A 14,438-nucleotide genomic window follows, 5' to 3' on the forward strand; every position below is an offset into this window, starting at 1 on the left:
TTTGCGCCACGCTCTGCCGGCGTGATCGCTCCAAGTTGTGAGTCCCAGGCAACGCAAAAAGTTTTATCGGATTTTACAGAGCGTGCCCCGACAGCCGCGCTTCCTCCTGCAACCACTCAAAAAACGCCCGGACCGGCGGGTGCCGTTCCCGTCCCGGTACGCACAGGGCGCTGTAGCCGGCGCCGTTGACGCGGACCTGTGCCCGGTAAGGCACCAGCAACCCGCTGGCGACGCTTTCCGAGACCAGGATATTGCTCGCCAGCACCAGGCCCTGGCCGGCGATGGCCGCTTGCAGGGCGTAGTGTTCTTCGTCGTATTCGCGCAGCGGCGAAGCGGATTGCAACCAGTCTTCCCCGGCCTTTTCGCACCAGGCCTGCCAGCCCAGGGCGTACAGCCTGGAGTTGTGCCAGCGCACACTGATCAGGGTCGGGGTGCGCTCGCGCGCCAGGGCGACTTGTTCGGGGGAGCCATACACGGCGAAACATTCGTCGAACAGGCACAAACCGTAGAGGTTCGTGTAGTCGTCGATGCTGTAGCGGATCACCAGGTCGACGCTGGCATCCTGCTGTAAATCGACCACGGCGCAGTTGGTGTCCAGGCGCAGGCTGATATCCGGATGGGCGGCATAGAAGCGCCCGAGTCGCGGCACCAGCCACAGAGCGGCAAACGCCGGCGTAGTGGAGAGCGTGAGATTGCCGGCGCTGCGCTGCGGGCGCAGGGTGTCGACGCTTTGCGCGACGTCCAGCAGCGCGCCGTGCAGGCTGTGGAACAGGCGCTCGCCGCGTTCCGTCAGGCGCACCTGGCGCGGCAGGCGCTCGAACAGCGGTACGCCGAGCCAGGTTTCCAGGGAGCGAATCTGATGGGACACCGCCGTCGGCGTGACCGACAACTCCTGGGCGGCGGCCTTGAAGCTCAACAGGCGCGAGGCCGATTCAAAGGCGCGCAGGGCAGTCAGGGGCAGCGAAGCAAACATGTGTGGCTCCATGGATGAATTCAGTTCATCCAAAACAACTATTGCTCATTTGTGAGGGTGGCCGCTCGGTTCTAGATTTATGCGCAACAGAGGCAGCCATTCAGGTTGCCTGAGTCTAGCGTGTGAAGGCCTACAGATGAAAAAAATGCTTGCGATCCATTCCAGCCCCCGCGGCGAACGTTCCCACTCCCGGCGCCTTGCCGAGGTGTTCCTGGCCGCCTGGCACACCGCCAATCCCGACGCGCAACTGACCCGCCGCGAAGTGGGCCGGGCGTCTATCCCCCACGTCAGCGAAGCGTTCATTGCCGCCAGCTTCCACCCGGAGCCGCAGGCGATGCCGTTGTCCATGCACGCCGATTTGCAACTGAGCAATGAGCTGGTAGCCGAGCTCGTCGAGCACGAACTGCTGGTGATTTCCGTACCGATGTACAACTTCGGGATTCCCAGCGGCCTCAAGGCCTGGATCGACCAGATCGTGCGCATGGGCCATACCGTGGATATCACCCAGGACAGCCAGGGTATCGCCCAGTACCAGCCGTTATTGTTGGGCAAAAAGGCCTTGATCATCACCAGTCGCGGCGGCAGCGGCTTTGGCCCGGGCGGGGAAAACGAGGCGATGAACCACGCCGATCCGCACCTGCGGACCGCGTTGGGGTTCATCGGCATTGAAGACGTCACGGTGATCGCCGCAGAAGGCGAAGAGTCCGACCCGAGCGTTTTCCGCCGTTCCTGCGATGCAGTCGAAGGGCAACTGCGCGACCTGGCCGGGAGCTTCTGAAGTGTCGTGGCTTTTCCTCCTGATCGCCGCCGGCTTTGAGGTGACCTTCGCCATGGGCATGAAGTACGCCGACGGCTTCACCCGGCTGTGGCCGTCGCTGGTCACCGTCGTCGCGGCCGTGGGCGGGATCTACTTCCTGACCCTGGCCATGCGTGAGTTGCCGGTGAGCGTGGCCTACCCGATCTGGACCGCCATTGGCTCACTGGGCACTGTGTTTCTCGGGTTCGCGTTGCTGGGGGAGAGCCTGACGCTGATCAAGCTGGTGTCGGTGGGCTTGATCGTCGCCGGAGTGGTGGGGCTCAAGTAGCTTCCTGCGCGCTGACATTGCTGCGAACCGGCGTCGTCCAGCGCTCCGACAAAATCACCCCGCCCAGGGTCAGCAAGCCGCCCACCAGGTGATACATCGCCAGCTGCTCTTTCAACACCACTGCGGCAATCAACGCGGTGATCAGCGGCAGCAGGTTGAAAAACAGCGTGGTGCGGCTTGGGCCGAGGGTCTTCACCGAATGCATCCAGGCCAGCGGCGCGAGCATCGAGGCCAGCAGGCAGGCGTACAGCACCAGCGGGATATTCGACCAGCCAAGGCCGGCCTTGTCGGAGAGCAGGAACAGCGGAAACAACACCACCACCGCCACCAGCACCTGCAGGTACAGCAACACCAGTGGCGGCAAGCGCAGCTGCCATTTTTTCAGCAGGGTGCTGTAGACCGCGTAGGCGAGGGTGGCCACCAGCATCATCGCGTCACCCATATTCAGCCCGTGTTGCAGCAGGGCGCTGAGACTACCGGCGGAAACCACCACTACCACGCCGGCAAACGACAGCACGGCACCGGTCAGGGCGCCGAAGGTCAGGCGCTGGCCAAGGCTGATGATTGCGGCGGTAAGAGCCATCAGTGGCATCAGCGAGAGGATAATGCCCATGTTGGTGGCCGAGGTCAGGTTCGCGGCGTAATACGCCAGGCTCTGGTACACCGCCATGCCCAGCACGCCGAGGATGAAGATCTTGCCCAGGTTGGGACGAATCAGCGGCCAGTTGGCGATGACGGGTTTGAGCATGAACGGGGTAAACAGCAGGCCGGCCAGCAGCCAGCGGTAAAAACCGATCTCGGCAGGGAAAATCGTCCCCACCGCGAGTTTGTTGACCACGGTATTGCCGGCCCAGATAAAAATGGCCAGTAACGGATAAGCGTATTGCATCGAAAAGAACCAGTTGCGTCTATGAGCGGTGATTATCCTTTGTCTGGATCGAAGCCTATACTTCGATCCAGCCATCCGACCTTTGTATCCAGACAACATGCTCAAGAAGTACATCAACCTTCCCGATTTTGACCAGTTGCCGGCCCCGGTGTATTTCCGTTATTCGGAATTCGAGGCTGACACCCATGCCAGTGCGCACCAGCATGCCTGGGGTTCCCTGGACTACTCGGCCCGTGGCGTGATGCGCTTTGAAGTGGCTGGCAGTCGCTTTATGTCGCCGCCGCAATATGCGGTATGGATCCCACCCAACACCCAGCACAGTTCCTACAACGCCCAGGCGATCGTCTACCGCTCCGTATATCTGGCGCCCGCCTTGTGCGAGCAATTGCCGGCGCAGCCGTGCACCCTGGCCATCAGCGATATCCTCAAGGCGATCCTCAGTGATTTCGCCGAGCGTGACGTCAACATTCCCGAGAACGAAGCCGACGTGCGCCTGGCCCAGGTGCTGGTAGACCAGCTCAGGCAGGCGCCGGTGCACGATTGTTTCCTGCCGTATGCCAGCCATCCCGGGTTGCTCAGTGTGCTGGAGGGCATGCAGGCCGACCCTGGCGATAACCGCGCGCTGGCCCAGTGGGCGCAGCAGGTGCATGTCAGTGAGCGCACCCTGGCGCGGCAATTTGTGCGTGAGCTGGGGATGAGCTTCGGCGAATGGCGCCAACGCCTGCGGTTCCTGGCGTCGATCGAGGCGCTGGACAGCGCGCGCAGTGTCCAGGAAGTTGCGTTTGACCTGGGCTACAGCACGGCCTCGGCGTTTATCGCGATGTTCCAGCGCCAGGCCGGCTGCACGCCGGAGCAGTATCGCCGGACCCATATACGCGGCAGGAAGGTGTAACAGGGTTTGACTACACTGCTGGGGAGGCCGTGCCCCTCGGCACGGTAACAGGGAGAAAACTCCATGAAGATGCTGCGTATTCCGCTGTTGATGATGGGCCTGCTGCTGTGTTCCCAAGGCTTTGCCGCGACTGCCGCACAGACGGCTCAGCAACAAAAAATGACTACTTGCAACGCCGAAGCCAAGACCAGTGGCAAGACCGGTGATGATCGCAAGGCGTTCATGAGCAACTGCCTCAAGGCGGCCCCGGCGGCCAACGACGCCAAGACCCTGACCCCACAGCAACAGAAGATGAAAGATTGCAACGCCACCGCGAAAACCCAGGCGCTGACCGGCGATGCGCGTAAAACCTTTATGAGCACCTGCCTGAAGAAATAATGATGCAGAACTCTGTGGGCGCTGGCTTGCCTAAGATTGCGACCTGACAGTCGATGCCTTTGTTGGCTGACCCACCGCCATCGCAGGCAAGCCAGCTCCCACATTGGACCGCGTTTAGACTTCTCGCTTGATTCACCCAACGCTGGCAGACTGCCCATCCTTTAACGCCGTTCGTTTTGAGGCTGTATGCCAACGTTTTCTCAGCGTCACGTGTTGTTGTTGGTCAGTTGCGTGCTGATTTTTGGCGGGCTGCTGCTGGTTTTGCCATTGAAGTTGCTGCCGAGCCTGCTGGCCGGGCTGCTGGTGTACGAGCTGGTCAACATGCTCACCCCGCAGTTGCAGCGGCTGATCGAAGGCCGGCGTGCGCGCTGGTTGGCGGTAGCCTTGCTGGGAACCTTGATCGTCAGCATCCTGACCCTGATCTTTGCCGGGGCCATCAGCTTCCTGCTGCACGAAGCGGAAAACCCGGGGGCCTCCCTCGATAAGTTCATGGGCGTGGTCGACCGTGCCCGCGGCCAGTTGCCGCCGTTCCTCGACGCCTACCTGCCGGCCAGCGCCGCCGAGTTCCGCGTGGCCATCGGCGAATGGCTGAGCAAACACCTCAGCGAACTGCAACTGGTGGGCAAAGACGCCGCGCACATGTTCGTGACCTTGTTGATCGGCATGGTGCTGGGGGCGATCATCGCCCTGCAACGGGTGCCGGACCTGACCAAGCGCAAACCCCTGGCGGCCGCGCTGTTTGATCGCCTGCACCTGCTGGTCCAGGCCTTTCGCAACATCGTTTTCGCGCAGATCAAGATCGCCGCGCTGAACACCGCGTTCACCGCGATCTTCCTCGCGGTGGTGCTGCCGTTGTGCGGGATCCACCTGCCGCTGACCAAGACCCTGATCGTGCTGACGTTCCTGCTGGGCCTGCTGCCGGTGATCGGCAACCTGATGTCCAACACCCTGATCACCATCGTGGCCTTGTCGCTGTCGATCTGGGTGGCGGTGGCGGCGTTGGGCTACCTGATCGTGATCCACAAGGTCGAGTACTTCCTCAACGCGCGGATTGTCGGTGGGCAGATCAGTGCCAAGTCTTGGGAATTGTTGTTGGCGATGCTGGTGTTCGAAGCCGCCTTCGGCCTGCCGGGGGTGGTGGCGGGGCCGATTTATTATGCGTACTTGAAGAGTGAGTTGAAGCTGGCGGGGATGGTTTAGGCATTGATGTTGCCTGGACTGGCCCCTTCGCGAGCAAGCCCGCTCCCACATTTGACCGAGTTCCAACTTTGGAATGCAGCCGAATGTGGGAGCGGGCTTGCTCGCGAAGGGCGCGCCACGGTTTCAGCTAAAACTCAGTAGCCGTAGCGCTTGCTGGCCTCAATCGCCAGACCACTGCCAATACTGCCAAAGATATTCCCTTCCACATGCTGCGCATTCGGCAGCATCGCCGAGATGCTGTGGCGCAGCGCCGGAATCCCGCTGGAACCCCCGGTAAAGAACACTGTGTCCACCTGGGCCACGTCCACCGAGGCGTCGTTGAGCAGTTGCGTCACCGCATTGCGCACCCGCTCCAGCAAGCCATCGATGGCCGACTCGAACAGCGCCCGGCTCAATTCCACGCTCAACCCCGGCTCGACCCGGTCCAGCAACACATGGCGGCTGTCCTGCCGGGTCAGCTGGATCTTGGTTTCTTCCACTTCCATCGCCAACCAGTGCCCGGCGCGTTGCTCGATCAGGTTGAACAGGCGGTCGATGCCACCCGTGTCCTCGATGTCGTAGCGCATGCTGCCCAGCGCCAGCTTGGATTTCTGCGAGTACACCGAGTTGATGGTGTGCCAGGTCGCCAGGTTCATGTGGTGGCTGGTGGGCATATAAGCGCCGCTCTTCATGCGGCTGCCGTAGCCGAACAGCGGCATCATGCCGGCCAGCGAGAGCTGCTTGTCGAAGTCGGTACCGCCGATGTGCACACCGCCGGTGGCGAGGATGTCGTCGTGGCGGTTGTCGATCTGGCGGCGCTCGGGCGACAGGCGCACCAGGGAGAAGTCGGAGGTACCCCCGCCGATGTCGACAATCAGCACCAGCTCTTCTTTCTCGATGGTGGACTCGTAGTCGAAGGCCGCGGCAATCGGTTCGTACTGGAACGAGATGTCCTTGAAGCCGATCTTGCGGGCCACGTCCACCAGGGTGTTCTCGGCTTCCTGGTCGGCCATCGGGTCGTCGTCGACGAAAAATACCGGACGGCCCAGCACCACTTCGTCGAACTCACGCCCGGCGGTGGTCTCGGCGCGGCTCTTGAGTTGGCCGATAAACAGCGCCAGCAGGTCGGTGAACGGCATGGCCGTGCCCAATACACTGGTGTCGTGCTTGATCAGCTTGGACCCCAGCAGGCTCTTGAGCGAGCGCATCAGCCGGCCTTCGTAGTTTTCCAGGTACTCGTGCAGGGCCAGGCGACCGTACACCGGGCGGCGCTCTTCGAAGTTGAAGAACACCACCGACGGCAGCGTGATCTTGTCGTCCTCCAGCGCGATAAGCGTTTCCATGCCGGGACGAATCCAGCCGACGGTGGAGTTGGACGTGCCGAAGTCGATACCGCAGGCACGGGCTGGGGATGGGTTTTTCATGTCAATCGGGTTCCGGTTGAAAAACGGCCGCGCAGTGTATGCCACCCGCGTGCAGATGCGTAGGCCGACTATCCGCTAAATACAACGCACTTGTTACCTTGAAAGCCCGGCCTTTGCCCCCAAATCCTCCCCATACGGTTGGTGGCTGCAGGATTCTGCCCGCAGCGCCGATAAACTTCTGACGCACCCTTCGGTCACAAGATTGAGATCGGTCAATCCAGACGCCGCAAACAGGCGCATGCTGTGACGCTGGCAGTGCGATATCGATAATGGATGGTGATGCCCCCGATGGACTTCAAAGACTATTACAAGATTCTCGGTGTAGAACCCACCGCTGACGACAAGGCGATCAAGGCCGCCTATCGCAAGCTGGCGCGCAAATATCACCCGGACGTGAGCAAGGAAAAGGACGCTGAAGCCAAGTTCAAGGACGCGTCCGAAGCCTATGAAGCGCTGAAAAGTGCCGACAAGCGCGCCGAATACGACGATCTGCGCAAGTACGGCCAGCATGGCCAGCCGTTCCAGGGCCCGCCAGGCTGGCAGAGCCGTGGTGGCTATGGCGGCGGTGGCCAGGACACCGGCGACTTCTCGGACTTCTTCAGCTCGATCTTCGGTTCGCGCGGCAATGGTTTTGGTGGTGCCCAGGGCCGCAGTGCCGGGCGTCGAGGGCAAGATGTGGAAATGGAACTGCCGGTCTTCCTCGAAGAGACCCTGTCCAACGAGTCCAAGCAGGTCAACTTCCAGGTGCCGCAATACAACGCGGCCGGCCAGCACGTCAGCAACACCACCAAGAGCCTGAACGTGAAGATCCCGGCCGGTGTGGCCGACGGCGAGCGCATCCGCCTCAAGGGCCAGGGCGCGCCGGGGATTGGCGGTGGTGCCAATGGTGATCTGTACTTGATCATCAAGTTCGCGCCACACCCTAAATTCGATGTGGAAGGTGAGAACCTGATCATCACCCTGCCACTGGCCCCGTGGGAGCTGGCGCTGGGCACGGAAGTGGCGGTGCCGACCCTCACCGGCAAAATCAACCTCAAGGTGCCGGCCGGCAGCCAGAACGGCCAGCGCATGCGCGCCAAGGGCCATGGCTTGTTGAACAAGGCCGGGCAGCGCGGTTATCTGTTTGTGCAACTCAAGGCGGTGATGCCGAAAAACACCGACGACGAGGTCAAGGCGTTGTGGCAGGAACTGGCACAAAAAGCCGCCTTCGATCCAAGAGAATCATGGAGTAGCTAACGATGAGCAGTCCCCGTTTGGTTCAAGTGAACATGGCAGAATTCTGTGAGGCCACCGACCTGTCGGTGGCCTACGTGATCGAAATCGTCGAGCACGGCATCGTTGAACCGGTGGGGACCAGTCCCGAGTCCTGGCGCTTCACCGATTACGAACTGGCCCTGGCCAAGCGCGCCTCGGCGCTGCAAAAGGACCTGGAGCTGGAATGGGAAGGCGTCGCCCTGGCGCTCGACCTGCTGGAAGAGGTCCAGCAACTGCGGGCCGAGAACCAGATGCTCAAGCAACGGCTGGGGCGGTTGGTGCAAACGCCCTGAATCCATCAGGTGATGCTGCAGCGCGCCTTGCACGGCACCCAGTCGCGCAGGGTCAGCGAGCGAATCAGTTGCGCCTCGTCCACGGCCAGTTGCAGTTGCACATTTTCAGCCTGGGTTGCGTATGCCTCATCACTGAGGGCGCCCGCATCGTGTTCCTCGGATAACGCATTCAAGCGCACGTCATGGGGCTCCCTCAGGACGCTGAACTCATCGTCATAATGGTTGCGAATAAAGGCCTGCCAGAATTCGCGGCCTAACAGCGACTGTACGAGCTTCTTGGAGTTGTCCAGTTTTTCGATTGTGATGGCGGCATTATTCAGGATATCCGGCGCTACCTGTCCCGTTGCGAGGTAGCGGGCATCGTTGGGCTGACCGGGCAGGCCGAGGCGGCGGGCCAGGCCCATGCGATAGGCCAGGCGAATTTCAATATCTTCCAGTTTTTCCAGGGCGGCGACTTTTTGTTCAGGGGTCATGGTCGACGTGCGAATCATGCCTTCTCGAACCCGAATGTCTGCGCTGGCTAATTTTTCCACCTCGTCCAGGCGAAAAAGACCTTTGGCCAAGGTGTAGAGTGCCGGTCCCGCCTCGCCATCGGCGGCATAGCGCGTGGCTTGCCACGTCAGCACCTTGGTCTCCATGTCACTGAACACCAGGGCCGACCGATCGCCGCAGCGCGGGTCACCCGCCAGGTTGAACAGCTCTTCACGCAAGCCATCGTCCCAGGCCGCATCGAGCAATTGCCACAGGCGCGATTGCAGGTCGGTATAGCGGCTGCGGTACTCCGCCGATTCTTTGAGGTTGTCGAGGATGTCGAGGAAGATCTGCGAACCGGGTTTCTCGGCAATCGACTCCCACAGGCTGCGTCGTACGTCGATTTCCTCGGGTGACAGACCATCCATCCAGTGCTGGTATGCCGGCTCCGGTGTGTCGTCCACGATCTGTTCTTGAGGCGCGTGAACCTCGACTGTAGCGGGCTGTGGCGCCCGATAACGCATCGCGCCGGGCTGCCGGCCCGCTGCTGCCTCGCGGTGGAGCAAGGTTGCATTGCTCCAATACTCGACCAACTGCCTGCGGGCTTCGGTGCTCAGCGGGTTGCCGTCGATAAAGGTGACGTTGTTGACGTAGATGAATGCCTCGGCCTCCTCGGGCAGCGGGTTGACCAGGGACTCGGGCAACTGCGTGATGCGGTTCTGCGCCAGGTTAACGATGTCCAACGCCTGATGTGGCCCCAAGCCCTGCGGCCACTCGGTGATCCCGGTGTTTTTCAAATTCACCCTACGTAGGTTCTGTAGGGTTGCGAAGTTGGGGGTACGCGCCAGGGGGTTGCGGCTCAGATTGATGATCTTGAGTGAGGTGAGCCCCTCCAGCAGATCCACGTCGGCCTCGCTCAGGGAAAGTTGGTTGCTCCTGAGGTCCAGGCGGGTAAGCCGAGTCATCCGGGCAACGCTGGGCGGGATTGAACGCAACTCTCCGTACGACAGGTCGAGCCAACGGGTGTGACTGAAGTGGCCGAGAAACTCATCCAGGCCGTATACGGATTGCATGTCCTGAAGCTTGATTGACCCAACGTGGCTGAAATCTGCTTCCAGCGCAGGCAAGTCGCCGACTCTCAAGCCGAGTGCTTCAAGGGTGTAGCCGGCGGGAGAACCATCTTGGGCCAGCACTTTGGGAGTCATGCGCCGCCAGCACGCCTTGAGGTCTCGAGCGAATTGCTGGCGATGGTTGGCATCCCCTGCACGCAGGTTTTCGCTGTCGGCAGCCACCAGGAACCGTTGTGTGGCCCAGGCGTTCAGTTGGGTGCTCAAGGTTTGCCACTCGCCTTCCAGGCGCGTCAGTTCAGCCGGCGCCCCGTCGCCTGCGTGCAATACGAATTGCTCGTTTTCCTCCTCGCTGTAGCCGGGAAACAGGTCCCTTATCCGCCGCATTTCGTCGGTGTGGCTCAAGGGTACTTCGAAGGCGCCAGGCTGGCCGCCGTTGCGCCAGCCCGGGCGAGTTTGTGCCAGGCGAGCGATGTACGCCCGCATCTGCTGATTGGCTTGCGGGGTGAATGGGTTGTCACGCAGGCGGGTCATGCGGTTGAGACGGATGCTGGCTTCCACGTTTTCGGGGGCTGGGTTGAGCAGGCTGTCGGGCACCGCGCTCAGGTGATTGCCGGACAGGTCGACTTCTCTCAGCTCCGGCAGTTCCAGCAGGCCTGTGGGCCACTGATTGATCCGGGTGTCACGCAGCTCCAGCTTTCGCAGTCGTAGCAGCGGGCTGAAATCCGGCAGGGTGCCCAAGGGGTTGTCGTTCAGGCACAGTTCTTCCAGGCGGCTCAGGCCGGCCAGTTGGCCGGCGCTGATTTCGCTCAGGCGGATGGCATTTTTCGACAGGTCCAGGTGCGTCAGCGCCTTTATGGCCGTGATTGCTTCGGGCAGTTCGGTCAGCGTGTGGCGTCCGATACCGCCGACTTGTTTGAGGGTCAAACGTTTCAGATTGGGGAAGTTGCCAAGGAACTGCCCGGGGCCGTCGCTGAAGCTCACGTAGTCGAGAACCAACTCCTCGACATGGGCAAAATCGGCGTTGAGTTTGGGCAGGTTCACCTGGGCGCTGATTTCCAGTCGGCGCCCGGTGTAGGCCCCGGCACGGTCCACGGTCTGTCGGCGCCAGCAATCTCTCAATGCATCGGCCACTGACTGCTCCCGGCCTCCCGGGTTTACCTCAAATGGACGCCGGCTCGTATCTTCTCGGGCACTGCGATTCACCCAGTCCTTGAGTGCGCGTTTGAGGGCGGCGTACTGGTCTTCCCGGCGCGTCAATTCAGTGCGCGCATCGCTCCCGAGGGTCTCGATGAAGGCTGTGGCCTGCTCGTCGCTGAACCCCGGATACAGCTTGCGCACCCGCGTATGGGTGCTGCGCAATTGAGTGAGTTTGTGCAGCGGGGAGCCGCCCCGCAGGCGCAGGTCTCCTGCCAAGGGTTTGCGCAGCATCGGGTATTCCAGCAGCACCGAGCGCAGCTCGTCCCGGGCCAATGGCGTTTGCCGCACCCGCTGCTTCAGGGTGCCGGCGTCCCGTGCGGCTTCGCCAAGTACTCGACGCTGGCCCTGTTCAAGGCGTGCCAGAACGGCGCCATACAGGTCGGTGGCGCCGAACGCTCCGTCTTCACCCATCGCCAGCACCAACGGCAGTGCGTCGGCCTCTGGGCCGACGGCGTCGATCAGGGGGCCCTGTTCGCTGCCCAAGCGGATTTCCACCCGCAGGCTCGGGTCCCAACCCGGCAAGCTGGGCAGGGTATGCAGGGCCAAGCGCAGGCTGTCCTGGCTCTGCAGGGTGTCGAGGAACAAGCCTTCATAGGCCCGTGCCATGCGCACTTGCTGCTGGCTCTCGCGCGCTAGGGCGGTGAGCCTTGGTGACAACTGCTGATGGCCACTCAGCGCAGTTAAATCCGCGTCCGTGGCGGTTTCCAGCAACTGCCTGGCAACCTCCGCCGGCAGGCCGGAAAACCTGTCCATGAGCTGCTGTACCGGGGGCGAGCGGGTCAGGTTATGGGCGCGGTAATCCGCGTCGAACAGCGAGGTCCGACTGTCCCGGGCAGCCTGGGCAACTTCGCGGCGCCACAGCATCGTCTGTTCGTCCAGCACCCGGGGAGTCGGGTCGAGGACCGCCGGATAGGTCAAGCCTCGGTGCGCCACCACGCGCTCGGTGATCGCCGGGTCGGCCAGCGCATAATCCAGCGGGTCGTCACTGCCCATCTTCTCGATAAACGTCTCGATCCGCTGATGGATGCCAAAGCGCGCCAGGCTGTCACTCAACAGGGCGGGCGGCGGTTGCAGGTCCACATGCAGTTGGCGCAGTTGATCGGCGCGAGTGCCACTGGCCAGGCGTGCCTGTTCCAGTTGTGCGTCGCTCAAGCCCCGTGTGCGACAACCCAGGCGGCGCATCAGCGCCGGGCCGTCCCAGGTCAGCGGTTCTTCGCCTTCATGCAGCCAGGCACCTGCGCCGTTATGCGCCACCTGCGGGGCATAAGCGTCGGAGCGTGTGGGGTGTTGTATGCGATAGGTGTCGCCGTCGGGCTCGGGTTTGACGGCATACAGGTGATCGTCGAGGGGCAGCAGCGGCTGCTGGTCGTGGCTGTGCAAGCCCAGGTCATCAAACGTGGCGTCCTTGGGCAATACGACGGGGCTGCGATAAGGCGTAAGGTCCGGCTTCCACAGCCGTAGCTCGCCACCTGGCAAACGCACCGGCTTGAGCCCTTGTACCAACGCGGGTGTAGGCGGTGCCGCGAGTTTTTGCAGGCCTTTCCCCGCACCGGCCAGCAGCGCCATGGCGGCCAGGTTTTGCGCGACGTCGAACCAGTGCGTCTTGGCCGTGTCCCGGTCGCCTTCGCCCCAGTCGATCACACCTTCGAAGGTTTCGTAGAGCAATTGGCCCGCCATGGCGGCCAGCATGATTTCGCCGAGCACCGGGACGAACGCCAGTCCCAGGCCGAGCACGGTAGCGCCGGCCTCCAGCCAACGGGCGATTTTTTGCCCGCGCACCCGGGCGTCGACCTCGGCGGTGGGCACTGCCTGGTCGCGCGCATCGCCGAGGGCCTTGTCGCGGCCATGCTCAAACAGGTTGGCCCACAGGTCGACGTTGTCAGCCCACAGGCCCTGTCTTGAGACCACCATCAGGTACAGGTCGGGAGCGCCCGTCTTCACCACCCTGCAGCCGGCTTTCGGGGGCGGAAGCGACTGGGGCATGACCGTCGTAGTCAATACCGGGAAGGCCAGTTGCAGCATTGTCTGGGTCACCGGCGAACGCGCTACTGCGTCGACGGCGGCGGTGGAGTCCGCAGCGGGTTCGGTAAACCGGTTGAAGAACGCCGGCTTGTCATGCTCATTGAGAAACTGGCTGAAAAAATGCTGGTAGCTCGTGGGCGTCGGGCGGTTGTTATTGCCGGATTCGCTTGGCGCTTTGTCGCGCGCCACCCACTGGCGGTTCAGTTCGGTTTTCAGCGCATCAAGGCTGTTGTAGCGCTTGAGCGGGTGCTCCGGATCGTGGGGCAGGTAGACGATGAAGTCGGTGGCATAGCGATATTTTTCCACCGGTGTAAACACCACGCTCCCCATGAGCGCGCGGTCCATCACGCTCAGGCAACTGAACCACACCGGCTTGCCGCCCAGCGTCGGGTTGCGTTCGCCGTCGACCACCTTGAGCACCATGGTGAAGTCATCCGGGAGAATGTCCTGCTTGAGCAGCGCCAGGTACGCCGCAGCCCTGAGGGCATCCTTCTGGCTGGTGATCACGGCGTCGCGCAACCGGGTGGCGGCCGTCTCGTCGGTGGGCAGTAATGTTTCCTTGAGGTGCGCCTGGTAGCGGGCACCCACGTCCAGCGTACGGCACAGCCTGATAAAGGCGGGTACGGTCAGCGCCGGGCTGATCCTGGGAGAGGCGCCTTCCCGGTCCGGGTATTGGGTGAACCCGGAGGCAGGATCGAATGCGCCGTCTTCACCTTCACTGGCTTCAAAGTTATGCAGGGCAGCCTGCACCAGCGACACCTCCAGTACTTTGTATTCGCCGGCCTTGATCCCCAGGGTGCCGAGCCTCAGCGGCTCATACAAACGAAGAGAGGTGCCTTCGACATCCACGGTGAGGTTGAATTGTTCTTTCAGCGCGCCGTTGAGCAGGCCTATGGCGAAGGGCTTGAGTGCCTGGACGTTGGCCAGGTGTTTATCCACCGCGTGTTGGGATTTGAAACTGGTTTCATTGAACGCCTTCAAGGTTCTTCGCTGCAGCGGCGACAAGCTGTCCATCCACTGCGCCTGTTCGAGCCTGGCCTGTTTCAACGCTTCTATGCGGTGGGCCGGCGCCTGTACCAGCCAGTCCGGAATGGCCTGGCGAATGAACGCACTGTTGTCGTCGGAAGATGAGAGGGGAGTAACGGAGGGGGCATCCTGCATGGGGGCATTCCTTTGGGTAAGCAAAGGAAAAAGGCTACTGAAAACCGCTGTGGATTAATAAGTCGAAAAGCCGCTGGATAGCACGCAATAGTTAACGCATCGGCCCCGGATTACCTATGGATCGACGACTTAATTACCCCATGGAAATCC

Annotated in this window: 11 protein-coding genes; 7 read left to right on the top strand and 4 right to left on the bottom strand. The window is 61.9% G+C overall.

The window, feature by feature from the left end; all coding sequences use genetic code 11:
- Nucleotides 1-73: 73 nt before the first annotated feature.
- The gene (locus tag HX818_RS22745) at nt 74-985 is read right to left on the bottom strand and encodes a LysR substrate-binding domain-containing protein (protein WP_134325651.1); all 912 of its coding nucleotides are present in this window, start codon (nt 983-985) and stop codon (nt 74-76) included.
- A 124-nt stretch (nt 986-1,109) separates the two neighbouring features.
- On the opposite strand from HX818_RS22745, the gene HX818_RS22750 reads away from it, so the two are divergent.
- Nucleotides 1,110-1,751 (top strand): FMN-dependent NADH-azoreductase, encoded by a 642-nt coding sequence (locus HX818_RS22750; protein ID WP_087693121.1) that lies wholly within the window; start codon nt 1,110-1,112, stop codon nt 1,749-1,751.
- A gap of 1 nt (nt 1,752) precedes the next feature.
- Entirely contained in the window at nt 1,753-2,058 is a 306-nt protein-coding gene (locus tag HX818_RS22755; RefSeq protein ID WP_003217412.1) for a multidrug efflux SMR transporter, read from the top strand.
- Here the strand turns inward: HX818_RS22755 and HX818_RS22760 are convergent.
- A complete protein-coding gene (locus HX818_RS22760) occupies nt 2,051-2,947 on the bottom strand; it encodes a DMT family transporter (protein WP_087693122.1) in 897 nt (298 codons plus the stop codon). The two genes, HX818_RS22755 and HX818_RS22760, sit on opposite strands and share 8 nt — an antisense overlap.
- A 97-nt stretch (nt 2,948-3,044) precedes the next feature.
- Here HX818_RS22760 and HX818_RS22765 point away from each other — a divergent pair, with 97 nt between their 5' ends.
- The 3 genes from HX818_RS22765 to HX818_RS22775 all read left to right on the top strand — a co-directional run bounded on the left by HX818_RS22765 (nt 3,045) and on the right by HX818_RS22775 (nt 5,417).
- On the top strand, nt 3,045-3,839 hold the full coding sequence (locus tag HX818_RS22765; protein ID WP_177020771.1) for a helix-turn-helix transcriptional regulator: 795 nt from the start codon (nt 3,045-3,047) through the stop codon (nt 3,837-3,839).
- 63 nt (nt 3,840-3,902) lie between these two features.
- Nucleotides 3,903-4,217: a PsiF family protein gene (locus tag HX818_RS22770; RefSeq protein WP_003217404.1), complete on the top strand. Its 315-nt coding sequence runs from the start codon at nt 3,903-3,905 to the stop codon at nt 4,215-4,217.
- A gap of 186 nt (nt 4,218-4,403) precedes the next feature.
- Entirely contained in the window at nt 4,404-5,417 is a 1,014-nt protein-coding gene (locus HX818_RS22775) for an AI-2E family transporter (protein ID WP_003217402.1), read from the top strand.
- A gap of 134 nt (nt 5,418-5,551) precedes the next feature.
- On the opposite strand, the gene HX818_RS22780 is transcribed toward HX818_RS22775, so the two are convergent.
- A complete protein-coding gene (locus HX818_RS22780) occupies nt 5,552-6,820 on the bottom strand; it encodes an Hsp70 family protein (RefSeq protein WP_003217400.1) in 1,269 nt (422 codons plus the stop codon).
- A gap of 288 nt (nt 6,821-7,108) precedes the next feature.
- Between HX818_RS22780 and HX818_RS22785 the strand changes: the two genes are divergently transcribed.
- On the top strand, nt 7,109-8,056 hold the full coding sequence (locus HX818_RS22785) for a DnaJ C-terminal domain-containing protein (RefSeq protein ID WP_008439071.1): 948 nt from the start codon (nt 7,109-7,111) through the stop codon (nt 8,054-8,056).
- Nucleotides 8,057-8,058: 2 nt separating this feature from the next.
- The gene (locus tag HX818_RS22790; RefSeq protein ID WP_003217397.1) at nt 8,059-8,367 is read left to right on the top strand and encodes a chaperone modulator CbpM; all 309 of its coding nucleotides are present in this window, start codon (nt 8,059-8,061) and stop codon (nt 8,365-8,367) included.
- Nucleotides 8,368-8,372: 5 nt separating this feature from the next.
- Here the strand turns inward: HX818_RS22790 and HX818_RS22795 are convergent, their stop codons facing one another.
- Nucleotides 8,373-14,288 (bottom strand): NEL-type E3 ubiquitin ligase domain-containing protein, encoded by a 5,916-nt coding sequence (locus tag HX818_RS22795; protein WP_177020772.1) that lies wholly within the window; start codon nt 14,286-14,288, stop codon nt 8,373-8,375.
- Nucleotides 14,289-14,438: the final 150 nt, after the last annotated feature.

It is taken from the genome of Pseudomonas sp. F9001, from assembly GCF_013385435.1.
Lineage (GTDB): Bacteria > Pseudomonadota > Gammaproteobacteria > Pseudomonadales > Pseudomonadaceae > Aquipseudomonas.

Coding starts and splice junctions, on each gene's coding strand:
- HX818_RS22750 (WP_087693121.1), top strand. CDS start 1,110: ATGAAAAAAATGCTTGCGATCCATTCCAGCCCCCGCGGCGAACGTTCC.
- HX818_RS22785 (WP_008439071.1), top strand. CDS start 7,109: ATGGACTTCAAAGACTATTACAAGATTCTCGGTGTAGAACCCACCGCT.
- HX818_RS22765 (WP_177020771.1), top strand. CDS start 3,045: ATGCTCAAGAAGTACATCAACCTTCCCGATTTTGACCAGTTGCCGGCC.
- HX818_RS22795 (WP_177020772.1), bottom strand. CDS start 14,288: ATGCAGGATGCCCCCTCCGTTACTCCCCTCTCATCTTCCGACGACAAC.
- HX818_RS22770 (WP_003217404.1), top strand. CDS start 3,903: ATGAAGATGCTGCGTATTCCGCTGTTGATGATGGGCCTGCTGCTGTGT.
- HX818_RS22760 (WP_087693122.1), bottom strand. CDS start 2,947: ATGCAATACGCTTATCCGTTACTGGCCATTTTTATCTGGGCCGGCAAT.
- HX818_RS22745 (WP_134325651.1), bottom strand. CDS start 985: ATGGAGCCACACATGTTTGCTTCGCTGCCCCTGACTGCCCTGCGCGCC.
- HX818_RS22775 (WP_003217402.1), top strand. CDS start 4,404: ATGCCAACGTTTTCTCAGCGTCACGTGTTGTTGTTGGTCAGTTGCGTG.
- HX818_RS22780 (WP_003217400.1), bottom strand. CDS start 6,820: ATGAAAAACCCATCCCCAGCCCGTGCCTGCGGTATCGACTTCGGCACG.
- HX818_RS22790 (WP_003217397.1), top strand. CDS start 8,059: ATGAGCAGTCCCCGTTTGGTTCAAGTGAACATGGCAGAATTCTGTGAG.